We start from the raw sequence: 24,013 nt of genomic DNA, 5'->3' as shown, positions 1-24,013 counted from the left end.
GGGGCGGGGGTCACGCCCCCGCCCGTCACCCCTGTGGGGCGTCACCCCTGTGGGGGACGGCTTTTTCCCCAATGGGCCGGTCGTCCACAGGCCCCGGCGGGCCCCGCCGATTCGGGGCAGCATGAGGTCACCGGTAAGGACGGGGCAGTCGAACCATTCGGGGGGCGGTCGGTATGAACGAGACGCTGGTGACGGTCGTGGGGAACGTCGCGACACAACCGGACTTCAGGGAGTCGGCGAACGGGGCGGCGGTGTCGCGGTTCCGGCTCGCGGCCACGGTGCGCCGTTGGGACCGGGGGCGCGAGGAATGGACCGACGCGTACACGAGCTTTTACACCGTGTGGGCATGGCGGGCCCTGGCCGCGAATGTGGTCGCCTCGGTGACCATCGGCGAACCCCTCATCGTGCAGGGGCGGTTGAGAATCCAGGAGCAGGAGCGCGAGGGGAAACGGTGGCTGTCGGCGGACATTGACGCCACGTCGATCGGGCACGACCTCGCGCGCGGCACATCGGCCTTCCGGCGGGTATCGCCCGCCCGGCCGCTGCCGCTCGAACCCGTGCGGATGACCGGGGTGGTGAGCCCGGTCGGCGCCGGAGAAGCGCCCGCCGCACGAGAGCCTGCGGGAGAGCCCGCCCGGGAGCCCGCGGGAGCGGCGACTGCCTTGTGAAATGAGGGGTTTGTCCCGGTGATTTATCGATAATGCCAGGATGAATGCGCCTTCCCGGTAACGATTCCGATTCGGATCGGTTGAGCGCACGCATGGGTGGGCATCGGGCCGCGGCCGCTCCTTAGGATCCCGTTCGTATCAACAAGGGCTTCTGAGTTTTGAGTTCGCCGGCGAGCCGCACCGATCGGGGTCGATCCACGCTTGCCTGAAAGGAAATCGATGATTTCTGTAACGAGGCGCGGAGCTGCCCGCCTTACCGCGGTGGCCCTGGCCTCCACCCTGGTGGTGACGGGTGCGATAGCCGCCGCGATCCCCGCCGCGGCGGACGAGGCGCCACAGCACGCGGGCGGCGTCAGCGCCTCGCTCGGCCGGATCACGGCCGGCTCCGAAGCCGTCGTGCGCGACGCGCGCAAGACCGGGAGCGTCCAGGCCGGCCTGTTCGAGATGAAGGTCGACGGCGGCGGCACACTGCAGACGTACTGCGTCGACATCCGCACCAACACGGTGGAGGGCGCGAGGTACAAGGAGACCGGCTGGAGCGAGTCGTCCCTGCACGGCAACAAGGACGCGGGCAGGATCCGCTGGATCCTCCAGCACTCCTACCCCCAGGTGAACGACCTGGCCGCGCTCGCCAAGGACGCCGGATCCGGCCCCCTCGACGCGAACACCGCCGCGGCGGGCACCCAGGTCGCGATCTGGCGCTACTCGGACCACATCAAGGTCGACGCCAAGAACCCCGCGGCCCAGAAGCTCGCCGACTACCTCCACAAGAGCGCCGAGGACGTCGAGGAGCCCAAGGCGTCCCTCACGCTCTCCCCGCCGGCCGTCTCCGGGAAGTCCGGGCAGCAGCTCGGTCCCGTCACCGTCCGCACCAACGCGGGCAGCGTCTCCGTGGCGCTCGCCGGTGACGCCGCGGGCAAGGGCGTGAAGATCGTGGACAAGGACGGGAAGCCCGTCACCACCACCCGCAACGGCGGCCGGCTCTTCTTCGACGTGCCCTCCGGCGCGGCCGACGGCACCATCTCCCTCAAGGCCACGGCCGCCACCAAGGTCCCGGTCGGCCGCGCCTTCATCGGAGACCACACCAAGACCCAGACACAGATCCTGGCCGGTTCCAGCGAGAGCACCGTCTCCGCCACCGCCACCGCGAACTGGGCGGAGAAGGGCGCCATACCCGCACTGTCGGCCAGGAAGAGCTGCGCCAAGGGCGGCGTGGAGATCACCGCGGTCAACAAGGGCGACCAGGCGTTCACCTTCGAGCTCGAGGGCAGGAAGCACACCGTCAAGCCCGGCGGCTCCGGGACCACGCTCGTGAAGGTGGCCGAGGACCAGGCCTACAAGTTCACGATCAAGGGGACGAACGGCTTCTCCAGGACCTTCGCCGGGATCATGGACTGCGAGACCGCGCAGAACACCCAGGTCTCCCGCATCGGCACCCACGGTGCCCCGGGCGCCGCCGCTCCCTCCCCCCGCCCGAGCAGGACCCCGGCAGGCACCACCGGCGGCTCCCACGGCTCCGCCGGCCACGGCACCACCACGGGGGACCTGGCGAGCACCGGCGGCAGCACCGCCACCCCGAAGATCGCGGGCGTGGCGATCGCCCTGATCGTGGCCGGCAGCGGCGCGGTCTACCTCCTCCGCAGGAACAGGCCGACGGGTCAGTGACGCGCGGCGAGAGCCCCGGCGGGAGCCGGGGCCACGGCCCGGGGCAGGGCCGGGCGTGAGCGGGTCCGCGGTCCCGGCGGGCCCCGCCGTGCCGGGGCCGCGCCCGCAACCCGTTTCCGCCCAGGGCGCCCGGTGCGGCAAGATGGTGTGTATCTGCCCACTCATCGATTGCCGGACGGTTTCTCTTGGCTGAGTACATCTACACCATGCGCAAGACGCGCAAGGCGCACGGCGACAAGGTCATCCTCGATGACGTGACGCTGAGCTTCCTGCCCGGTGCGAAGATCGGTGTGGTCGGCCCCAACGGCGCCGGTAAGTCCACCGTCCTCAAGATCATGGCCGGGCTGGAGCAGCCCTCCAACGGCGACGCGTTCCTGACGCCGGGCTTCAGCGTCGGCATCCTGATGCAGGAGCCGAAGCTCGACGAGGCCAAGACGGTCCTGGAGAACGTCGAGGACGGCGTCGCCGAGGTCAAGGGGAAGCTCAACCGCTTCAACGAGATCGCCGAGCTGATGGCGACGGACTACTCCGACGCGCTGCTCGATGAGATGGGCAAGCTCCAGGAGGAGCTCGACCACGCCAACGCCTGGGACCTCGACGCGCAGCTCGAGCAGGCCATGGACGCGCTGGGCTGCCCGCCCGGCGACTGGCCGGTCACCAACCTCTCCGGTGGCGAGAAGCGCCGCGTCGCGCTCTGCAAGCTGCTGCTCGAGGCCCCCGACCTGCTGCTGCTCGACGAGCCCACCAACCACCTCGACGCCGAGTCGGTGAACTGGCTGGAGCAGCACCTCTCCAAGTACGCGGGCACCGTCGTGGCGATCACCCACGACCGGTACTTCCTCGACAACGTCGCCGAGTGGATCCTCGAGCTCGACCGCGGCCGCGCGCTCGCCTACGAGGGCAACTACTCCACGTACCTCGAGAGCAAGCAGGCCCGTCTGAAGGTCGAGGGCCAGAAGGACGCCAAGCGCGCCAAGCGGCTCAAGGAAGAGCTGGAGTGGGTCCGCTCCAACGCCAAGGGCCGTCAGGCCAAGTCCAAGGCCCGTCTCGCTCGCTACGAGGAGATGGCGGCCGAGGCCGACAAGATGCGGAAGCTGGACTTCGAGGAGATCCAGATCCCGCCGGGCCCGCGTCTGGGCTCCATCGTCGTCGAGGTCAACAACCTCTCCAAGGCCTTCGGTGACAAGGTCCTCATCGACGACCTGTCCTTCACCCTGCCGCGCAACGGCATCGTCGGCATCATCGGCCCGAACGGCGCCGGCAAGACGACGCTGTTCAAGATGATCCAGGGCCTCGAGACCCCGGACTCCGGCGAGATCAAGGTCGGCGAGACCGTCAAGATCTCCTACGTCGACCAGTCCCGCGCCAACATCGACCCCAAGAAGACGCTGTGGGCCGTCGTCTCCGACGAGCTGGACTACATCAACGTCGGTCACGTCGAGATGCCCTCGCGTGCGTACGTCTCTGCGTTCGGCTTCAAGGGCCCGGACCAGCAGAAGCCGGCCGGTGTCCTCTCCGGTGGTGAGCGCAACCGCCTCAACCTCGCGCTCACCCTCAAGCAGGGCGGCAACCTGCTCCTCCTCGACGAGCCGACCAACGACCTCGACGTCGAGACCCTGTCCTCGCTCGAGAACGCCCTGCTGGACTTCCCCGGCGCGGCAGTGGTCGTCTCCCACGACCGCTGGTTCCTGGACCGGGTCGCCACGCACATCCTGGCGTACGAGGGCAACTCGAAGTGGTTCTGGTTCGAGGGCAACTTCGAGTCCTACGAGAAGAACAAGATCGAGCGGCTCGGAGCGGACGCGACCCGTCCGCACCGTGCCACGCACAAGAAGCTGACCCGGGGCTGACCGTGGCGCGCCACCTGTACTCCTGCCCCCTGCGCTGGTCGGACATGGACGCGTTCGGCCACGTGAACAACGCGGTCTTCGTGCGCTATCTCGAAGAGGCGCGCATCGACTTCATGTTCCGGCTGGCGCCGGGGGAGGGCAGCGAGTCCTTCCAGGGCGGGTCCGTCGTGGCCCGGCACGAGATCGACTATCTGCGGCCCCTGGTCCACCGGCATGAGCCGGTGACCATCGAGACGTGGGTGACCAAGGTGGGCGCCGCCTCCCTGACCGTCGCCTACGAGGTCAAGGACGCCGACCAGGTGTACGTACGGGCCTCCACGGTCGTCGTCCCCTTCGACTTCGACCGGGGCAGGCCGCGGCGGATCACCGCCGAGGAGAAGATGTTCCTGGAGGAGTTCCGGGACGACGCCGGGCCGGCGGCCGCTGATGCGGGCGGGCAGCGGGACACCCCCGCGAAGGAGGCCGTCGGCGTATGACGGCGCACCGGCACCCGCACGGTCAGCGGCTGCGCTTCGCCGATGCCGGAGAGGCGGCCGACCTGGCCGCCTTCCTGGCCCGGCTGATCCACTACGACCGTGCCGCCGCCGTCCGTCTGCAGGCGGGCGGCGGGGTGCTCGGCGTCTTCGGCCGGCCGCCGTCGTTCGAGGTGCTCGCGATCCGCACCGCCCGGCTGACGGATGACGCCGCGCTGGACGTCACCGTGTCGGCCGGGCAGCTGGCCGACGCCCTCGATGCGGCCGGGGCCGGCCGCGCCGCCCGGGCCGACGGCCCGGAGATCACCGTGCCCGAGTCCGTCACCGGTCCGCCGTGGGCCGGCCTGCTGCCGCCGCGCGGCGGCTGGCAGCGGGTGGCCGGCCTCCCCGACGTGGCGGCCGTGCGGGACGCGGTCGCCGCCGCGGTCGCGGAGTTCCGCGCCCGGGACGAGGCGCTCCCCGAGCAGCACCGGACCCGGGCCGAGCGTGACCGCATCGGCCGGGAGATCTGGTCCCGCACCCTCGGCGACACCCGGCTGCCGCTGCGCGCGGTCCACGCCGCGCAGTCGCTGGGATTCCTGCGGCCCCCGCGGACCGCGGCCGTGCCCCGCACCCGGTCCGGGGCCGCCGAAGCCGCGAACGGGACGGCCGGCACGCCCCGTGCGGCTGTGGCGACGGTCCTCGCCCCCGAGCCGCTGGCCCTCTTCGCCGCGGGCGGCTGGCTGCGGCTGCGCACCCCCTACGGCTCGATAGCCGTCCGTACGGGAGGCCTCCCCGGCCTCACCGTCACTCCGGCCTGACCGGTGGCGCCGGGCGCGCTCAGCCCCCGGTGCCGACCGCTCAGCCCTCGGTGTTGACCATCGACGCGGCGGCGTAGGTCAGGTAGTTCCACAGCTGCTCGGTGTGGGCGGGGGAGAGCCCCAGCTCGTCCACCGCGTCCCGCATGTGCCGCAGCCACGCGTCGTGCGCGGCCCGGTCCACGGCGAAGGGTGCGTGCCGCATCCGCAGTCGCGGGTGGCCGCGGTTGTCGCTGTAGGTACGGGGGCCGCCCCAGTACTGGATGAGGAACAGCACCAGGCGCTCCTCGGCCGGGCCGAGGTCCTCCTCCGGGTACATCGGCCGCAGCAGCGGGTCCTCCGCGACGCCCTGGTAGAAGCGGCGGACCAGGCGCCGGAAGGTCTCCTCGCCGCCGACCTGCTCGTAAAAGGTCTGCTCCTGAAGCGTGCCGCGTGGAATCTTGTTCACGCTCCCATGGTCTCAGACGGCCCGGCCGAGGACCGGCGATGTAGGACCACCGGTAACGGGACACGGCACCGGGACGGCCCGCGACCCGGCTGGATCCGGCCATACCCGCGAGTAGCCGCGGAGAGGGGCCACAGGAACGTTTCGGCGTCACCGTGTCCGGCCCTCGCCTTCGCCGCCCGGCCCCCATCGCGCCGGATGTCAGCCCCGGTGGACCGTGATCGTGGTCCACGCCCCGACGTGCACCCGGTCACCGTCCTGGAGGGGCACCGGGACGTAGGGCTGGATCGAGTCCTCGGAGCCGTTGATCGTCGTGCCGTTGGTGGAGTCCTGGTCGACGACCGCCCAACTGCCGTCCGGCTGCTGGACGAACATGGCGTGCTGGTGCGAGACGCCCGGGTCCTCCGGGGGCCGGGACAGATCGATGTCGGGCGACTCGCCCGTGCTGTGCCGGCGGCGGCCGATGGTGACCTGGTGGCCGCTGAGCTGCAGACGCAGCTCGGGGGAGTACGCGGGGAGGTTCAGCCCGGACGCCTCGGGGCCGCTGCGGTTCATCATCGACCGGAAGTACTCGCGGTCCGGCCCGATGACCGCGACCCAGCCCGCGGGCGGCGCGAGCGGCGGCCCCTGCGCCGGCACGGGCGGGGGCGCCCCCTCCGCGACCGCGGCCCGGTCCTGCGGCTGCCCCTCGTATCCGTACCGCGCGGCCGACGGAGTGCTCGGCGGCGACAGCACCCAGTCGTCCTCGCCGAAGGTCTGCGGCTGCGGCGCGAGCGGCTCGGCGGGCCGGTTGATCTGGGACGGGCGTGAACCGTGGTACTCGAAGCTCTGCGGCGGCGGTGTCTGCCGCGACGGGGGCGGCGGTGCCGACTGGAAGCCCTGGACCTGCGACGGCGGGGTCGCGTACGGGTTCGTCGCCTGCGTCAGGAAGTTGTAGCGGCACTCCTCGCAGAACGGCGCCTGCGCCTCACGGGGGGTGCGGCAGTGCGGGCACAGCTCCGCCTGCATGGTGGCGTCCCCACCGGGATCCGGGAAACCGTAGCCCCCCGAAGCGCCCCCGGGAACCGCACCGGGAGCGCTGCCGGGCACGCTCTGCGGGCCGCTCGCGCCGACCAGGGGCGGTCCGGGAGGCGGGGGCGGGGGGACGGCACCCGTGGGTGCGCCGGCCCCCGACATCCGGCGGCCGCACACCTCGCACCAGTCCTCGGCCGCCGACTGATGGCCGTTCGGGCAGGTCGGCATCTCGGTTCATTCCCCCTCGTGTGCCGTTCGGCGACGGTCTCCGCCGCGGCCGCCCCATGCGTCCGCCGCGCCCATTCTTCCCTGTTCAGGTCTTCGTTCAGCTGGTTACTTCTTGACGCGAACCGTCTTGGTGGAGCGGGTTTCCAGCGTCATCTGCGCCTCCGCCGAGACCTTCGCCTTCAGCCGCACAGTACCCGCCGCCGCGTCCACGACGTCCACTACCTTCGCGAGCAGTTTCGCGGTGTCGTCATTACCCGAACGGCTGGCCAATTGCACGGCCCGCCCCAGTTTCGCCGTGGCGCCGTCGAGGTCCCCCGACTTGCGCAGCTCCAGGCCCTGTTGGATGACCCGGGCCAGTTCGGCCTGGCCGGTGTAGTGGGCGACCTGCGCGTTGATGGCGGTCGACGCCGCCAGATCGTCCGTCCACACCGCCCGGACGAGCCCCTGCGCGAGCACCTGCGGGGGCGAGCCGTCCGGCGCGGGCAGGACGAGCGAGACCCGCGCGGCGAGCATCTCCTGTCCCACCTCGGCCTGCGGCACCCGTACGCACACGTGGTAGTCCCGCGACTCGTCGCCCCAGGAGCCGGTGGGGTAGTCGCCCGCGCGCGGCCCGGCCTCGGTGCGGCGGCCGGTCAAGTCCTCCACGGTCGGTGCCACTTGTTTGACGAACCGCACCTCGGCGCCCAGCGGGGTCCACAGCCGCAGGGAGACGTCCGCGATCTCCTTGCCCATGACGGACTCCATCATCGTGGTGAAGTCCGCGGCCAGCCCGGCCGGGTCGGCGACGATGTCGGCGGTGCCCAGGAGCGCCGACGCGATGCCGGTGACCTCCTTGACCTCCCAGTCCGTCCCGACGCCCCGGGCATCACAGGTGAACCGGCCCGCGCACGCCTCCAGCGTCGTCAGCAGCTCCTTGGGGCCCTCGTGCTCATTGCGGCCGTCGGTGAGCAGGATGCCGTGACGTATCGCCGCGTCCGAGGAGGCGAGCAGCTTGTCGGCGAGGCGCAGCCAGGTGCCGATGGCGGTGCCGCCGCTCGCACTGATCTTCCGCAGGGCGTCCTTGGCCTGGCCGCGGGTGGTGGCGTCGGCCACCGCGAGCCGGCCGCCGCCGGGGTAGATCTCCTTCGCCTGGTGGGTGCCGGAGACGACGGCGAAGGCGACGCCGTCGCGCAAGGTGTCGATGGCGGCCGCGGTGGCGTCCCGGGCGTTGCGCATCTTGACGGGCGGGTACTCCATCGAACCGGAGGAGTCGACCATGATGACGACGGCCGCGTCCGGCGCGGGGGAGGCCCCGGAGGGCGAGGATGAGGCGAAGGTGGGGGCGGGCGTCTCTCCGGTGGTGCCGCCGCCGGTGGCGGTGACCGTGACGATCGCGTTGACCTCACGGCCGCCCTCGGGCAGATGCGTGTTCTGGTAGACCTCGGCGGAGAACCTGGGCACGCGCGGCTTGGAGAAATTCGCCATCGGATCCGCTCCTTCGTTCCACGTGGACACATGGACGGGCGGACAGGCGCGCCGGTGCCCCGAAGTGACACCGGCGTGCGATCCCCCCGTGGCCGTTCGGGCCGTCAGGCCGATCCTGCCCCTTCCGACGGGGTGGGGAACGGCAGGATCGCCACTGTTACGTTGTCGTGGCCCCCTCCGTCCAGGGCATGGCCCAGCAGATGGCGTGCGCACTCCAGTGGCCGCGAGCGGGCGTCCGGCGGCACGACCGCGGCCATCTGCTCGGCGGATTCGGCGTAGTTCCACAGTCCGTCGGTGCACACCACCACGACGCCCGGCCGGTCGGGGTGGAAGGAGGCGGTGTGCGGTTCGATCTCGTACGCGTCCGCGCCGAGCCAGCCGGTGATGGCGTGCGCGCGTTCGTCGGCGTACGCCTCGGCCTCGGACATCAGGCCCGCCGCGACCATCTGGGCGGCCCAGGAGTCGTCCTCGGTGAGCCGGGCGGGCTGGGTGGCGCGGTCGTCCGGCACCCAGTACGCGCGGCTGTCGCCGATCCAGCCGACGGTCAGCAGATCGCCGGTGACGACGGCGGTCACGATCGTGCAGGCCGGGGCGTTCTCCTGGCGGTGCCGGTCGTGCTCGCGCGGCCGGTGGCCGGGCGAGGCGAGGGCGCCCACGGCCTCGGCGGCCCGCAGGATCGCCTCGTGCGTGGCCTCTTTCGGGGACGTGCCCAGCGGCAGCGTCGTCATCAGCGTCTCGCGCGCGGCCAGCACGGCCGCGGCGGACGCCTCGTCGGGGCGGGTCGCGGACGACACCCCGTCGCTGACGACGGCGATGACGGCCGTGCCGCCGTCGCCCTGGGCCGTGGTGGACACGGCGTACGCGTCCTCGTTCCGGTGGTGGCGCAGGCCACGGTCGCTGACCGCCGCGACGCCTGCCGACTCGTGCTCCATGTGATCCCGTTCGCGCGGCTGTGCATGCCCGCAGTGTTCGCAGTACCCGTCTTTGTCGATCATCCCGCCCCGGCAGGCCCCGCAGGTCCGGCCGGTGCCGGGACACGCCGGGCCCGAGCCCGGGGCGGCCGCCGGGCCGCCGTGCGCCTGGGCCGGCACCCCGGCCGGCGCGTCGGTGGCGCGCGGGTCGGGGACGGCGTCATGGCCGGGCGCCCGCCCGGGTCCGTACGGCCCGGTGCGCGGCTCGGCGGCCGGCCGGGCCGCCGGGTCCGTACGGCCCTCCGTGCCCGGCGCGGCGAGGCGGTAGTCCTCCCCCCGCCCTCCCCCGGGCTCCGGCCGCAGCCGTGCCGCGACGGGCCCCGCGCCGTTTCGCGCGGGGGGCAGCGCCGAGAGGTCCGCACCGCAGCGGCCGCAGAAATTGTCGGCCGGCTCCAGGGGCTCGTCGCAGGCGGGGCACACCGTCAGCTGTGGGGGTTGCGGCAGTTGCGACATCGATCACACCCATGTCCTGGGGCGGAAACGGTTGGCCCGCTCCACCAGTTCGATCCTTTCGTCACCGCGCTGGGCGAGCCGGGCGAGCACGCGGTACGAGCGTTCCAGCCCGAAGCGCAGCCCCCGCTCGTCCAGGTCGCTGCCGAGCAGCGTGCGCGGGCCCGGTGGTGCGCCGGGGCCGCCCGGCGCACCACTGCTGCCGGACAGCACCCAGTCCAGCGCGCTGCCCAGCACCTCCGTCGACAACTGTTCGCGGCGCACCGCGTCCAGGCCGAAGTCCGCGAGCCGCTCCACCTGCCCGGCGGCGGCCGTGAGGTCCGCCAGCAGCGCGTCCTGGGCGGGGCGCTGCCGCAGCCGGGCCCGGACCGCCGCGACGCGCGCCGCCGTGTAGTGGATGGAGGCCTCCGGCACGGACTCCAGGGTCCGTACGGCGCCCGTGCGGTCCCCGGTGGCGAGCCGCACCCGGGCCAGCGCGAAGGCGGCGCTGACGAAGCTCGGGTCCGTCGTCCACACCAGGCGGTAGTACTCGGCGGCGTTGTCGAGCTGGCCGAGCACCTCCGCGCAGATCCCGAGGGCCAGCTTCGGGGCGGGCTCGCCCGGGAACGCGTCGTAGACGGCGTCGAAGGACAGCGCGGCGATCTCGTTGCGGCCGGAGGCGAGGGCCTGCAGCCCGCGGTACCAGACGACCCGCCAGTCGTCGGGGTGGGCGGCGTCGAGCTCGGCGACGGCCCGCGCCGCCTGCTCCGTCTCGCCGAGTTCCAGCTGGGCGCGGAGGCGGCGCAGCCGCACCTCCGGTGAGTCGGTGGGCGCGGCCTGGAGCGCCGCGTGCACCTCGGCGGGCTGGGAGGCGAGCAGGCCGGCGAGGAACCCGGCGTTGGGGTCGGCCGGGTCGACGAGGGGGACCGGCAGGGCGAGGGCGGCGGCCCGGGCGTCGAGCGCGGCCCCCGACACCGCGGCAGCGGGCACCGCGGGCACGGCACCGGGCGGCGGTGCGGCGGGCAGGGCCGGCGGCGTGGGCGCCGGGGTCTTCCGGCGCCCGCGGTGCACCCGGCCGCCCAGCGTGGAGGCGGCCTCGGACCGTTCCTCGAACAGCCGGGTGTCCACGACCCGCAGCTCCGGCCCGAACAGCGTGGACAGCGCGGGCCGCGGCCGTCCCGTCTGGAGCGCCACGACCTCCCGCAGCACGCCCGTCAGCTGGTCGGCCATCTCCGCGGCGGATGCGAACCGCCGCCCGGGGTCGGGGTCGGTGGCCCGGACGAGCAGCCGGTAGAAGGATTCGTAGCGGGTGAAGACCTCGATGTGCTCGGGGTCGGGGAGCCGGTCCGCGAAGACGTTCGTATAGCCCTGGAAGTCGAAGGTGAGCACCGCGAGGGTACGCGCGACGGTGTAGAGATCGGAGGCGACCGACGGGCCCAGCTCGGCGATCTCCGGGGCCTGGTAGCCGACCGTGCCGTAGATCGCGCTGCTGTCGTCGTCCATCCGCCGGACCGCGCCCATGTCGATGAGTTTGAGCTGGTCCTGCTGCTGAATGGCGTTGTCGACCTTGAAGTCGCAGTAGAGCAGGTTGCGGCTGTGCAGATGGCCGAGGGCCTCCAGCGCCTCGATGCCGTACGCGCAGGCCTGCTCGACCGGCAGCGGGTCGCGGCGCCCGTCGGGCTGCCGCCGTTCGTTGGCGATCTCCTTGAGCGACTTGCCGCCGACGTACTCCATCACGATGTAGCCGTCGAGGCTGCCGGTCCGCTGGTCGAGGTGCTCGACGAAGTTGTAGATGCGGACGATGTTGGAGTGCTCGATCTCGGCGAGGAAGCGCCGCTCGGAGAGGGCGACCGCGAGCGCGTCCTCGTCACCGGTGTCGAGCAGGCCCTTGAGGACCACCCAGCGGTCGGAGACCGCCCGGTCGACGGCGAGGTAGATCCAGCCGAGCCCGCCGTGTGCGAGACAGCCCGTCACCTCGTACTGCCCGTGCACCACATCGCCCGGGCGCAGCTTCGGCACGAAGGAGTACGGGTGGCCGCACTTGGTGCAGAAGCCCTCGGTGCGCCCGGGGCGGTCGCCGCGCGAACGGCCGACCTGCGCACCGCAGTCGCTCTTGCTGCAGAACCGCTTGCGCTCGGGCACCTCCGGATCGGCCAGCACCGCCGCCCGGGGGTCCGGGCGGGGCACGCCGGGCATGGTGACCAGGCCCGCGCCGAGTTTGTTGCGCCCGGAGGCGGCACCGGAGGAGTGCGAGCTGCGCACCGACACCGACTGCGACGCGGTCCCTTCGGAGCCCCCGGACAGCGACCGCGACAGCCGCCCCGAGACGGACCGGCGGGACCCCGACGACCGCGAGGACCGCGACGAGGACCCCGACGAGGACCGCGACGACTGCGACGAGGCCCCGGACCGCTCGGAGGGCTCCGACGACGGCACCGCCGCGAAGCCGCCGCCCCCGCCGGGGGAGCCGACGCGGCTGATGCCGGCCCGCCCGCCGCTCGTGACGCCCGTGGACGGCGAGGAGAGCGTCCCCACCGGCGTGACGACGGGGGCGAGCCCGCAGGTGTCGCAGTACCGCTCGCCGCCGCCGACGTCCTCGTACGTCCCGGCACAGCCGGGCCGCTGGCAGGCGCTGTTCATGATTCCCCCCTACGGTCGGTGGGCTCGTGCGCCGCGGCCCCGGCGGGCGGCGACAGCGTCTCGGCCACCGCCCGCTGATAGCGCAGCACGGCCTCCTCGGCGGCCATGAGGTCGCACGGCGCGCTCCACAGCCGGCGCCGCGCGTCGTCGTACCGCTCGATGAGGAAAGGGTCCTCCGCCAGTCCGTGCCGGGCGACCTTCGCCTTGTACGCGTCGAGGCGGCCGCGGAGTTCGGCCCGCACGGCCAGCGGCGCGGTCACCGCCGTCAACGACTCGCGGGCGCGCAGCAACTCCTCCTCGGAGCGCTCCTCCAGGCTCTCCAGGAGCGGGGAGAGCCGGTGCCACTGGGCGCGCCGGCGCTGGTCGGCGGCGGCCGACAGCTGTTCGTACAGCGCGGTCGGCGGACCGGAGACGGCGGGCACATCGGACCCGGCGATCTTCGAGAGGACCTCGACGCGGGCCAGCCGGGCCTCGTGCAGCGTGCGGTCCGCGCGGGAGAGCACATCGCGCACCCGCATCAGCCGCTGCTCGGCGTCCTGCCGGACGTCGAGGACGGCCTCGATCTCACGCCGTACCTCCTCCAGGGCGCGGGCCGCGCGGTCGTAGCGGGCGGTGTCCGGGCGGCCGCCGCCGGGCGCCGAGCTGGGCGAGGCGCCGTACCAGAAGGCGAGCGGATCGGATATCACCTCGGCACGCAGCGACGTCAGCTCGTGGGTGATCTGCTCCAGGTCGTCGCCGGAGGGGTGCTCGCCGGGCCGCACGCCCACCGAGTGGGCGAGGGAGCGGGTGCGCTGGAGCTCGGCGGCCAGGAGGTCGATCCGGGCGGGCAGCGCGGACCAGACGGCGTCGGCGGTGACGACCACGTCGAGCGCCTCCGCGTACCAGCCGTTCATCCGCTCGACCAGCTCGGTCAGGCTCAGCCGTTCGCTGAGCCGCGCGGCGGGAGCGAGGGCGGGGGAGAGGGCCAGGGTGCCGCCGCCGGGCAGGGTGACGCCGGAGCCGCGCAGCAGGTCGGTGAGTTCGGCCAGCTCGCCCTGGGTGGGCCAGCGGCGGCGGGCGCGCAGCTCGCGGGCGGTGGTCAGGACGTCGGTGTAGACGTCGAAGTGCGTCCACAATTGGGTGATGAGCTGCTCGGCGACCGCCCACCGGCTCTTGGTGGCGCCGGTCAGCTCCGCCCCCTCCAGGAGACGGCGGCCGGCGTGGTCCTGGAGGGCGAGCAGCGAGGATTCGACGGCCTCGTGCTCGGCGCCCAGTCTCGCCAGCGCACGGTCCACCTCCTCGCGGCTCAAGGCCGGCCCGGTGGGCCCCGCGACCGCCATCGATCCCCTCTCCTGTCCGCGGCCCGCGCCGCGTACGTCCGCTGCTGCTCCCGCCCCCGTGGGGTTCCCCCGAAGGCGTCCGGCCCGTGTCCTCGGGCCCGCTGGTCCCTTCCGGCCCGGTGTGCGCCGTGCCTGTCAGTCCTTGTACTTGGGCACTGGTGGGCCGGTGATGCCCGGGAGTTCATGGGCGAGCCACTTCTCGTAGGCCCGCATCCACGCACTGGCGGTGCCGCCGCGGCGGTACTCCTCCAGAACCTCGTTGACCCGGCGTACCAGGTCGGAGTCCCGGAGATTCATCGCCACGCCGTACGGTTCGGTGGTGAACGGTTTACCGACGAGCCGCAGCGACGGGTCCTGGGCCGCCTGCCCGGCCGCCAGGGCGTTGTCGGTGATCACCGCGTCCACCCGGCCGAGTTGGAGCCGCACCAGGCAGTCGAGCTGATTGGGCACGGTCAGCACCTGGGCGCCGTGCGATTCATTGGTCAGCTCGCTCTCCCCCGTGGATCCCTTGGCCGTACAGACCTTCTTCCCCTTCAAAGTGTCGTCGAATGCCTTGATCGGTGAGTCTTTGGGGGCCAGCACCTGCTGACCCGCTTCGAAATAGGCGGTGGAGAAGGCGACTTGCTTGATCCGGTCACAGTTGATGGTCATCGTGCGGGCGATGATGTCCACCTTGCCCTTTTCCAGGGCGGGTATGCGCTGGTTCGTGGGTATCGCGAGAAAGGTGACCTTGTCGGCGTCGCCCAGGACGGCCTTGGCGACGGCCCGTACGAGGTCGATGTCGAAGCCGCTCAGCCGGCCGTTGGCCGGGTCGCGGTAGCCCCAGCGGAAGCTGTTCTGGTCGACGCCCGCGATCAGCCGGCCGCGGTTCTTGATCCGCTGCGCGGCCGGGCCGTCCGCGCCGCCCGCGGGCCGGAGGCTGGCCTCGGGGTCCTGGCACTTCGCTGCGGCCTCCGGGACCCGGGGGCCGGCCGCCGCCCGGTCCGCCCGGTGCGCGCCGCCCCGGCCGCCGTCGGCCCCGGCCGGGCCGGGCACCAGCAGCGCCGCCGCGGCGGCCAGCGCGCACACGGCCGCCGTCACGGCCCAAGCGGTGGTCCCGCGCCGGGCTCCGTATCGTGTCGTCAACGCCCCGCCTCCCCGTGTCATCGGTACTCCGACAGCCTGCGGCCGATGCCGAGCACCGCGCCCGCCGCCCCCAGCACGGCCAGCACGGCGGCGCCCGCCGTCAGCCCCGCGAGCGCCCCGCGCCCGTCGTCCGCCGCGCGGCGGAACTCGCCCTGCTCGTGGGCCAGCGCCCGGCGCAGCGCGTCGTCCACCCGGTCGAAGGACTCGCCCGTGCTGCCCCGCTCGCCGATCACCTTCGGCAGGGCCTGCTCGTAGTTCCCGCCGTCGTCGGCGGTGCGGGCCTCGCCGTGCCGCTGCTGCCACCGGCGGACGTCCTCGATCGCCTTGTCGACCGGGTCGCCGCCCGCGGAGTCGTCGGCGAGGGACCGGGCCCGCTCCAGCAGGGTGCCGCGCTCGGGTGCGCCCCGGTCCCCGCCGACGAGTCGGCGCATGCCCGCGCGGTAGCTCGCCTCGTAGGCGTCGTCGCCGCCCGGGGTGAGCACGGCGCCGCGTGCCACGAGGGTGAGGTTCTCGTCGCCCCGGGCCTGGAGGGAGGCGATACGGGCCTCGTTGAGCACCTGGAGGGACTGGGCGCCGTGCGCGGAGGAGTCCCGCAGCTCCGCGCGGGCCACGCCGTGCCCGACGACCAGCCACAGCAGCACGACCGTGGTGGCGGCACTCGCGCCGAGCAGGCCGTGGTTGAAGACGCGGTTGGTGCGCAGATATTCGCGGCGCTGGGCCCAGCCGAGCGCCGCGAGGGCCAGCACCCCGGTGCCGAGGGCGGCCCAGGGCCAGCGCTCTGCGTCGTCGTAGTCCGCGCCGAGCCGGCCGGTCTCCGCCTCGTAGAGCCGGCGGGCGGCGGGCAGCAGCTCCTCGCGCATGCGGTCGCCCGCGTAGCGCAGATAGGCGCCGCCGAGCGGAAGTCCCTGACGGTTGTTGGCGCGGGCCGACTCCACCAGACCGGTGTACTGCGGAAGTTGTTCGTTGAGCTTCGCTATCTGCTCACGTGCGGAGGCAGAGCCCTCGGTATTGGCCGCGGCCTTGACCAGCAGTCCGGACGCCAGGGCGATGTCCTTCTCGTATCTCCGCCGGACCGCGTGCGGCTCCTGGCCACCGGCGAGGAAGCCGCTTGCGGCGGTGGTGTCGGCGTCGGCGAGCGAGCGGTAGATGTCCGCGGCGTCGGCGCTCAGCGGCTGGCTGTTGCCGACCACGGCGTCCGAGGCCGCCACCCGGTCGTCGACCTGCCAGGCGGTGACCGCCCCGAAGACGATCAGCAGCCCGGCCAGCACCGCCCCGATGCCGCGCAGCCGGCCCGGCTCGGTGACCGCCGCGGCCCGTAGTCGGTCGAGCCCCTCGCGCCATGCCGTACGCCCGGGTACCGGACCCGGGACGCCGCCGGTCGGCTGCGGGTATGACACGAGACCTCCCCCTCGGTCGCCGGGACACCCTCCGCCCGTCGGCGGGGTACGGATGCCCGGCCAGCAGTATGGCCGCAGGAACTGACAAAAACACCGGTAACGCATCGATCTTGTTCAGATCGCGATCTTGGTCGGTGGTGCCGAGCCGTTCCCGTAGGCGCATCTGCGCTCGTTCCCTCCTCCTCTCCACGCGAGCGCTCCGCGTCCGGTTCCCGGGCCGCCTCCCGCGCCCGCGCCGCACAGCCGCGCCCGCCCCTCCGGCCGGGGGGCCGAAGGGGCGGGCGGTGACGCGGGGGACGGCCTACGGGCCGTCAGCGGTCGTAGGTGTAGAAGCGGGTGTGGTCGAGCATGTCGGCCGGGGTGACGTTGTTCCAGGGGCGCATGGTGTCGCCCAGGTCCACGACGTTGGCGGTGCCGGCCGCCGGGAGGTACGTCGAGGTGGGGTGGGCGCGCTGCCACTCCGTCCACAGCTTGTCTATGAAGCAGTGGTGCAGCCAGAAGACCGGGTCGTTCGGCGAGACACCGGAGGACATCTGGCCGCCCATCCATACGTGCACCCGGTTGTGGAGGTTGACCCCGCGCCACCCTTCGAGGTGGTTGCGGAAGCCGTTCGAGGAGCTGTTCCAGGGGGCCATGTCGTAGGTGGCCATGGCGAGGACGGAGTCGACCTCGGCCCTGGTGGGCAGCTGCGCGACGCCGGCGCCCATCTCCCGCTGGAGGTACGGGCGGCTGTCGACGTTCACGGTGATGGGCCACTTGCCGCCGCTGTAGGCGAAGGGCCCGGTGGTCACCTGGGCGTCGCGGGGGCGGCCGTTGCCCCCGAGGAAGTCCGCGCCCCAGATCGAGGCGGTGGTGGTGCGGTCGACGGTCCAGTCCCAGTAGGGGAGCGTCACCGAGGCGTCGACGGTCTGGAGCTCCTTCTCGAACTGGATGAGGAACTGCCGGTGCCAGGGGAGGAAGGAGGGCGAGCGGTGGCCCACGCGGTCCCCGTTGTCGGTGTCGCTCATGATGAACTGGTTGTGCGTCCGGACGAGGCCGTCGTAGCGCCCGCTCTTCTTGAGCTCCAGCAGGGCGTTGACGAAATTGCGCTTCTCGGTGGCGGTCAGGCTCGCCTGGTTCTTGCGCACTGCCATGGGGGTCGTGTTCCTTTCGGGGAGGGGCTGGGGAGTGGCAGGCGGATCAGGTGGCGATCGGGACGAGCGTCGCGCCGCGCAGCTTGTCCACGGCGGCACGGGCCACGGCGCGCGGGTCGGCGTAGGTCTCGTAGTGGTTGATGACGCTGATGTAGGTGCCGTCGGCGTCCCGCATCAGGTGCAGTTCCTTGCCGTCGATCGAGACGGTGAAGCCGCCGCCGTGGTGGGCACCGTGGCCGCCCTCGGCGGCCTTGCCCACGATGCGACGCCCTTGGTAGAGCTCGTCGAACGGCACGGGCCCGCCAGGGGTGGCGGGGCCGCCGTGACCGGAGTGGTCGGTGGTCGAGGCGGCCTGGGCGAGGGTGCCGGTGCCGGCGAGCACGCCCGGAACGGCCAGGGCCGCTCCCGCGACGGCCACGGCGGTTCCTCTGAGCACAAGACGGCGATTGACGTTGGACGACATGCGTGAACCCCTGGGGACGAATGATCAGGAGCAGGGTTTGTCACGAATGCACCGCAACGCCCTTTGGGCGGCGGTTGCTTGTCGTATTTCGTGACTCATCCATGCGGAGCCGGATGCTCGCATGACCACCGAGAAGGGGGTGAAACGGATAAGCGGAATGTGGACATTGGGTATATGAAGGGTCAACAAGCGGGAAGAGAGGAATTGTTGCCGCATTGCGCTGTTGACGCGGTGTCAGGAAAAAAGTCCCAACGGAATGATCTTGATGGGACGTTTTGCGGTACGGGGGTGTCCGGGGTGACGCCCCTCACGGTGTGAAGCTGGCGTGAAAGTCGCCACCGGCGAGGCGGTTCCCGGCCGTGGGGTACGGCCTCCGCGGCGCCGGTGGCGACGATGTGGGTGATCTTGTCCGGGGTCGGCTTCGGGTGTTACTACGTGCCGTATGCACGCGCCTACGTGTAGTGGGCACGCAATCGGTTGTGGGCGGCGTCCGGTACCCCGACGTGGTCGAGTGCCAGCAGCGCCGCGCCCAGCACCGGCGGCGCCGTGACGACCACCGGCCGGGCCGCCGGAGCACGCTCCGCCAGCAGCTCCTCGATCTCGTCGAGCAGCAGGGAGTGCCGGGCCGCCAGGACGCCGCCGCCCAGCACGACGGGCACCTCGGCCTCCAGCAGCTCCAGCCGGGCCAGCGCGACGGCGGCCATGGTGACGATCTCCCGCGCCTGCTGGGCGACGATCGCCCGGGCGACCGCGTCGCCGTCGGCGGCCACCGCGAACAGCAGCGGGGTCAGCTCCTGGCGGCGCGCGGCCGACACCCCGCCCAGGTGCAGCGCCTCGATCAGCGCCGCCATGTCCGGCAGCCCGAAGTGTGCGGGCACGGCGTGGGCCAGCGCGCTCGCCTCGCCCCGGCCGTCGTGGGCCCGCGCGGCCCACCACAGCGCCTCGTCCGCCAGGTGCCCGCCGCCGCCCCAGTCGCCGGAGAGCCGGCCGATCGCGGGGAAGCGGGCGATGCGGCCGCCCGGGGCCAGCCCCACGCAGTTGATGCCCGCGCCGCAGACGACGGCGACGCCCGTCGGCTCGCCCTCGTCGGGCAGGCCCGCCCGCAGCAGGGCGAAGGTGTCGTTGGCGACGGTGACCGAATGCCCCCACCCGTAGGCGGCGATCTCCTCGGAGAGCCGCCGCTCCTCCACGGGCAGATCGGCGTTGGCCAGACAGGCCTGGACGTGGTCCACCCGCAACGGCCCGGTCAGCCCCGCCCGGGACGCGGCCTCGGCGACGAGCGGCACGAGTATCGCCACCGCCTGCTCGGTGCCCACGACCGGCGGCTGGAAGCCCCCGCCGCGCGCCTGGCCGAGGACCGTGCCGTCGGTGGCCACCACGGCCACGTCGGTCTTGCTGTTGCCGGCGTCGATGGCCAGCACGGCCCCGGGGACGGCCGCCGGGGAGGCCGGTTCCGTCTGCTTGCTCATGCCCACGCGAGGTGCTCCCGGTTGTGTGCGAGAAGGTCGTCGGTCAGCCGGTCCGCGTACTCGATCTGGCCCACCAGCGGGTGCGCGAGCAGCGCCTCGAACACCCGGTCGCGGCCGCCCTCGACCGCCGCCTCCAGCGCCAGCCGCTCGTACGCCGTGACGTGCCCGATCAGCCCCGCGAAGAGTGGTTCCACCGGCCGTACCGGCAGCGGGTGCGCGCCGCGCGCGTCCACCGAGGCGGGTACCTCGATGACCGCGTCGTCGGGGAGGAAGGGCAGCGTGCCGTTGTTGAAGGTGTTGACCACCTGGACGTCACCGGTGTCGCGCAGCAGGGACGAGGTCAGCGCGACGGCGGCCTCCGAGTAGAAGGCGCCACCCCGCTTGGCCAGCAGCTCCGGCTTCTCGTCCAGGGCGGGGTCGCCGTACAGGGCCAGCAGCCGCCGCTCCATCTCGGCCACCTCCGCGGCCCGGGAGGGGCCGGTCCTCAGCTCCCGGACGACGACGTCGTGCTGGTAGAAGTAGCGCAGGTAGTACGAGGGCACGACGCCGAGCCGCTCCAGCAGGGCGCGCGGCATGCGCAGATCGGCCGCGATCGCCTCGCCGTGCTCGGCGATCAGCTCGGGCAGCACGTCCTCCTCCCCGACCCGCACCGACCGTTCCCAGGTGAGGTGGTTCAGCCCGACGTGCTCCAGAGCGACGTCCTGGGGGGAGACGCCGAGCAGGGCCGCGAACTTCCGCTGGAAGCCGATGGCCACATTGCACAGCCCGACGGCCCGGTGCCCGGCGGTCAGCAGGGCCCGGGTGACGATCCCGACGGGGTTGGTGAAGTCCACGATCCAGGCGTCCGGATTGCGCCGCCGGACCCGCTCGGCGATGTCGAGCACCACCGGCACCGTGCGCAGCGCCTTGGCGAGGCCGCCCGCGCCCGTCGTCTCCTGCCCGACGCAGCCGCACTCCAGCGGCCACGTCTCGTCCTGCTGCCGGGCCGCCTGCCCGCCCACCCGCAGCTGGAGCAGGACGGCGTCGGCGCCGTCGACGCCCGCGTCCAGGTCGGAGGTCCAGGAGATCCGGCCGGGGTGGCCCTGCTTGGCGAAGATCCGCCGGGCGAGCCCGCCGACCAGCTCCAGCCGGTCCGCGGCCGGGTCGACCAGGACGAGTTCCGTCAGCGGCAGCACGTCCCGCAGCCGGGCGAAGCCGTCGACGAGTTCGGGGGTGTAGGTCGAGCCTCCGCCGACCACGGCGAGCTTCATACGAGCCTCATGGACATCAGCCCTTTACTCCGGTGAGAGTGACGCCTTCGACGAAGGCCTTCTGAGCGAAGAAGAAAACGAGGATGACCGGGGCCATGACCAGCAGCGTCGCCGCCATGGTCAGGTTCCAGTCGACGCTGTGCGCGCTTTTGAAGGACTCCAGGCCGTAGGACAGGGTCCAGGCGCCCGGGTTCTGCGCCGCGTAGATCTGCGGCCCGAAGTAGTCGTTCCAGCAGGAGAAGAACTGGAAGAGCGCGATCGCCGCGATGCCCGGCTTCGCCATGGGGACGACGACGCGCAGCAGGGTGCGCAGCTCCCCGCAGCCGTCGATCCTCGCGGACTCCAGGTATTCGGTGGGGATGGTCAGCAGGAACTGCCGCAGCAGGAAGATGGAGTACGCGTCGCCGAACGCCAGCGGGATGATCAGTGGCCACAGCGACCCCGACAGATGCAGCTGCTGCGCCCACACCAGGTACATCGGTACGACGATGACCTGCGGCGGCAGCATCATCGTCGCGATGACGAGGGTCATCGCCGTGCGGCGCCCGCGGAAGCGGAACTTGGCGAGCGCGTAGGCGACCGGGATCGAGGAGCACACGGTGAAGAGCGTGCCCAGTCCCGCGTAGATCAGTGAGTTCTTCCACCAGTCGAGGAAGCCGGGGGTGCGGAAGACCTCCGCGTAGTTGGACCACTGCCACTCGTGAGGCCACAGCTCACCGCTCATCGCCTGTTCGTCGCTCATGACCGAGGTCAGCAGGACGAAGACGAAGGGCAGGACGAAGAAGAGCGCGACGGTGACGGCGGTGATGTGCACGGCGATCCAGTGCAGGGCACGGGTGCGCGTGCGGGCGCGGGCGGTGGTGTTCATGTCGGCTCAGTCCTCCGCCGTCTGCAGGCCGGCGCTTTTGCGCATCAGGAGCGAGGTCACGGCCATCGCGATGGCGAAGAGCACGAGCGAGAGCACACACGCGGCCCCGGTGTTGAAGTTCTGGAAGCCGAGCGAGTAGATGAGCTGCGGCACGGTGAGGGTGCTGTGGTCGGGGTAGCCGGGCTGGATGCTCGAGCCCGGTCCGACACTGACGCCGGAGGCGAGTTTTCCGGCCACGAGCGCCTGGGTGTAGTACTGCATGGTCTGTACGACGCCGGTCACGACCGCGAACATCACGATCGGGGTGATGGACGGCCAGGTGACGTAGCGGAACTTCGCCAAGGCGCCCGCACCGTCCAGCTCGGCGGCCTCGTACTGCTCCTTGGGCACGTCCAGCAGGGCCGCCATGAAGATCACCATCAGATCCCCGATGCCCCACAGCGAGAGCATCACCAGCGAGGGCTTCGCCCAGTCCGGATCGTTGAACCAGTTGGGCGCGGAGACGCCGATGGCGGAGAGGACCTCGTTGACCGGTCCCGTGCCCGGGTTGAGGAGGAAGACGAAGGCGACGGTCGCGGCCACCGGAGGGGCCAGATAAGGGAGGTAGAAGAGCGTGCGGAAGAGCCCGACGCCGGACTTGATTTTCGTGACGAGCAGCCCGATGCCGAGGCCGAAGACGACGCGCAGGGCGACCATCACGACCACGAGCCAGAGGGTGTTCCACAGGGCGGGACCGAACAGCGGCATCTGCCCGAGCACGTACGTCCAGTTCCGCAGGCCCACGAAGGTGGGGGCCTCGATCTGGTTGTAGTGCATGAAGGAGAAATAGACGGTGGCGAGGAGGGGATAGGCGAAGAAGACGCCGAAACCGACCAGCCAGGGGGAGAGGAAAGCGAGGGTGCGCAGCCGTGCGCGGCGGTGCTTGCGCCGCAGTGCGGGTGCGGGGTGCCGGGGGGCCATGGCGGACTCCGTCAATCCTGGGACTGGAGGGTGTCGTTGTCTATCTGCCGGTCGAGTGCGCGCAGCCCCTTGGTGAGGTCGCGGACCTTTCCGGACTCGACGTCATAGGCGAAGTCCGTGAACGTGATGATGTACTGCCCGCCGTTGACGGACGGTGGCATGCCGACGCTGTGACGATTGCGGGCGATGTCGAGGAAAGTGGCGAAGGCGGGGTCACGGTCCAGCCTCGGTGAGGCGAGCGCGGCCTTGGTCGAGGGCACATTGCGCATGGCGTTGGCGAAGGTGACGACCTGATCGGTGTCGGCGGTCAGGAATCGCACCAGCTCCCAGGCGGCGTTCTGGTGCTTGCTGCTGTGCGCGATACCGGCGACGGTGCCGGTCAGATAGCCGCGCCCGTAGGTGTCGGCCTTGTCGTCGGGCACCGGCAGGGGCGCGGTGGCCCACCGGAACCGGGGCTTGGCGTCCTCCAGCATCAGCCCGCGCCATTCGCCGTCCAGATGCATGGCGAGCTTGCCGGTCACAAAGGCGTTCTGTGAGGACATCTCGTCACCGAAGGTGGTACGGAATTCCTCCAGCGGCCCGTATCCGCCGAGCGCGGTGATCAGGTCCCGCTGGAAGGTGAGGAACTCCTTCGCCGCCGTGCCCTCGGCGAGCCGGGACTTGCCGTCGGCATCGAAGTACGTGGGCCCCCACTGGGCGAAGAGCCGGTCCGGTTTGTTCTCGTACAGCCTGTAATTGGGCATGAAGCCCACCCGCCGGTACGAGCCGCCCTTGGTCCGCTCGGTGAGTTTGACGGCGGCGCGCTTGAACTCGGACAGGGTCCGCGGCGGCCGGCTGATGCCCGCCTGCTCGAACGCGTCCACGTTGTAGTACATGCCGTAGGCGTCCGCGAGGAGCGGCAGCGCGCACTGCCTGCCCTGGTAAGCGGTGTAATCCAGCAGGGTTTTCGGGAAGACCGCCTTCTTGTCCAGGCCGGTCTTCCTCATGAACGGGTCGAGGTCGACCCACATGCCCGACGAGCAGTACTGGCCGACGTTGTTCGTGGTGAAGGACGACACGACGTCGGGGGCATCGCCGCCACCCGCCCGCAGGGCCTGGTTCACGGTCGCGTCGGTGACGTTCCCGGTGGACTTCACCCGGATATTGGGGTGCAGCTTCTCGAACCGGGCGATCGACTCGTCGATCGCCTTGACTTCCTTCTTCTCCGACCATCCGTGCCAGAACTTCAGCGTGACGGGCGCCTTCGGGTCGTCCTTGTCGCTGCCGGTGGACGGATTGGCGCAGCCCGCCAGGAGAAGCACCGCGGTGAGGAGTAACGCGGCGGGGCGCACCGGCTCCGTCAGGTGGTGTGCCCGGCTGCGTATTCGGCTTCGTGGGCGCGGCAT

20 protein-coding genes are annotated in these 24,013 nt (G+C 72.0%); 5 read left to right on the top strand and 15 right to left on the bottom strand.

Features of this window, described 5'->3' with window-relative positions:
* The first annotated feature begins 173 nt into the window (after window positions 1-173).
* The 5 genes from JO379_RS12030 (at window position 174) to JO379_RS12010 (ending at window position 5,456) form a co-directional block, all read left to right on the top strand.
* Entirely contained in the window at window positions 174-668 is a 495-nt protein-coding gene (locus tag JO379_RS12030) for a single-stranded DNA-binding protein (RefSeq protein WP_209514917.1), read from the top strand.
* 219 nt (window positions 669-887) lie between these two features.
* Window positions 888-2,333 carry a Cys-Gln thioester bond-forming surface protein gene (locus JO379_RS12025; RefSeq protein ID WP_130877791.1) on the top strand — a complete coding sequence of 482 codons (1,446 nt, stop codon included), beginning with the start codon at window positions 888-890 and terminating at the stop codon, window positions 2,331-2,333.
* Between the two features lie 185 nt (window positions 2,334-2,518).
* The gene (gene ettA, locus JO379_RS12020; RefSeq protein WP_130877790.1) at window positions 2,519-4,183 is read left to right on the top strand and encodes an energy-dependent translational throttle protein EttA; all 1,665 of its coding nucleotides are present in this window, start codon (window positions 2,519-2,521) and stop codon (window positions 4,181-4,183) included.
* 2 nt (window positions 4,184-4,185) lie between these two features.
* Entirely contained in the window at window positions 4,186-4,659 is a 474-nt protein-coding gene (locus tag JO379_RS12015; RefSeq protein WP_209514915.1) for an acyl-CoA thioesterase, read from the top strand.
* A complete protein-coding gene (locus tag JO379_RS12010) occupies window positions 4,656-5,456 on the top strand; it encodes a DUF8010 domain-containing protein (protein ID WP_209514913.1) in 801 nt (266 codons plus the stop codon). The genes JO379_RS12015 and JO379_RS12010 overlap by 4 nt, the downstream gene beginning before the upstream one ends.
* Before the next feature lie 40 nt (window positions 5,457-5,496).
* Here JO379_RS12010 and JO379_RS12005 read toward each other — a convergent pair whose 3' ends face one another.
* From JO379_RS12005 to JO379_RS11935, 15 genes are all read right to left on the bottom strand, one after another.
* Window positions 5,497-5,901, bottom strand: a complete 405-nt coding sequence (locus tag JO379_RS12005) for a globin (RefSeq protein ID WP_209514911.1) — start codon at window positions 5,899-5,901, stop codon at window positions 5,497-5,499.
* 198 nt (window positions 5,902-6,099) lie between these two features.
* Window positions 6,100-7,140: an FHA domain-containing protein gene (locus tag JO379_RS12000; protein ID WP_209514909.1), complete on the bottom strand. Its 1,041-nt coding sequence runs from the start codon at window positions 7,138-7,140 to the stop codon at window positions 6,100-6,102.
* Between the two features lie 105 nt (window positions 7,141-7,245).
* Window positions 7,246-8,604, bottom strand: coding sequence for a vWA domain-containing protein (locus tag JO379_RS11995; RefSeq protein ID WP_130877785.1), 1,359 nt, complete (start codon window positions 8,602-8,604; stop codon window positions 7,246-7,248).
* A 104-nt stretch (window positions 8,605-8,708) separates the two neighbouring features.
* Window positions 8,709-10,028: a protein phosphatase 2C domain-containing protein gene (locus tag JO379_RS11990; protein WP_209514907.1), complete on the bottom strand. Its 1,320-nt coding sequence runs from the start codon at window positions 10,026-10,028 to the stop codon at window positions 8,709-8,711.
* Window positions 10,029-10,031: 3 nt separating this feature from the next.
* Window positions 10,032-12,644 (bottom strand): serine/threonine-protein kinase, encoded by a 2,613-nt coding sequence (locus tag JO379_RS11985; protein WP_209514905.1) that lies wholly within the window; start codon window positions 12,642-12,644, stop codon window positions 10,032-10,034.
* Window positions 12,641-13,963, bottom strand: a complete 1,323-nt coding sequence (locus JO379_RS11980) for a hypothetical protein (protein ID WP_130877782.1) — start codon at window positions 13,961-13,963, stop codon at window positions 12,641-12,643. Before JO379_RS11980 ends, JO379_RS11985 begins: the two co-directional genes overlap by 4 nt.
* A gap of 135 nt (window positions 13,964-14,098) precedes the next feature.
* Entirely contained in the window at window positions 14,099-15,109 is a 1,011-nt protein-coding gene (locus tag JO379_RS11975) for a glutamate ABC transporter substrate-binding protein (protein ID WP_209514903.1), read from the bottom strand.
* The gene (locus JO379_RS11970; RefSeq protein ID WP_209514901.1) at window positions 15,106-16,485 is read right to left on the bottom strand and encodes a GlnX family signal transduction membrane protein; all 1,380 of its coding nucleotides are present in this window, start codon (window positions 16,483-16,485) and stop codon (window positions 15,106-15,108) included. Before JO379_RS11970 ends, JO379_RS11975 begins: the two co-directional genes overlap by 4 nt.
* A 311-nt stretch (window positions 16,486-16,796) precedes the next feature.
* Window positions 16,797-17,618, bottom strand: a complete 822-nt coding sequence (gene melC2 / locus JO379_RS11965; protein WP_130877779.1) for a tyrosinase MelC2 — start codon at window positions 17,616-17,618, stop codon at window positions 16,797-16,799.
* Between the two features lie 46 nt (window positions 17,619-17,664).
* Window positions 17,665-18,081 carry an apotyrosinase chaperone MelC1 gene (gene melC1, locus JO379_RS11960; RefSeq protein ID WP_209514899.1) on the bottom strand — a complete coding sequence of 139 codons (417 nt, stop codon included), beginning with the start codon at window positions 18,079-18,081 and terminating at the stop codon, window positions 17,665-17,667.
* A 452-nt stretch (window positions 18,082-18,533) separates the two neighbouring features.
* A complete protein-coding gene (locus JO379_RS11955) occupies window positions 18,534-19,550 on the bottom strand; it encodes an N-acetylglucosamine kinase (RefSeq protein WP_209514897.1) in 1,017 nt (338 codons plus the stop codon).
* A complete protein-coding gene (locus tag JO379_RS11950; protein WP_209514895.1) occupies window positions 19,547-20,800 on the bottom strand; it encodes a 6-phospho-beta-glucosidase in 1,254 nt (417 codons plus the stop codon). Before JO379_RS11950 ends, JO379_RS11955 begins: the two co-directional genes overlap by 4 nt.
* 16 nt (window positions 20,801-20,816) lie before the next feature.
* Window positions 20,817-21,668 carry a carbohydrate ABC transporter permease gene (locus JO379_RS11945; RefSeq protein ID WP_209514892.1) on the bottom strand — a complete coding sequence of 284 codons (852 nt, stop codon included), beginning with the start codon at window positions 21,666-21,668 and terminating at the stop codon, window positions 20,817-20,819.
* 6 nt (window positions 21,669-21,674) lie between these two features.
* On the bottom strand, window positions 21,675-22,628 hold the full coding sequence (locus tag JO379_RS11940; RefSeq protein WP_130877774.1) for a carbohydrate ABC transporter permease: 954 nt from the start codon (window positions 22,626-22,628) through the stop codon (window positions 21,675-21,677).
* Window positions 22,629-22,639: 11 nt separating this feature from the next.
* The gene (locus tag JO379_RS11935) at window positions 22,640-24,013 is read right to left on the bottom strand and encodes an ABC transporter substrate-binding protein (RefSeq protein ID WP_209514891.1); all 1,374 of its coding nucleotides are present in this window, start codon (window positions 24,011-24,013) and stop codon (window positions 22,640-22,642) included.

It is taken from the genome of Streptomyces syringium (genome assembly GCF_017876625.1).
Lineage (GTDB): Bacteria > Actinomycetota > Actinomycetes > Streptomycetales > Streptomycetaceae > Streptomyces > Streptomyces syringius.
Note: the sequence above shows the minus strand (reverse complement) of the source record. Positions and strands in the feature narration are given on the sequence as shown.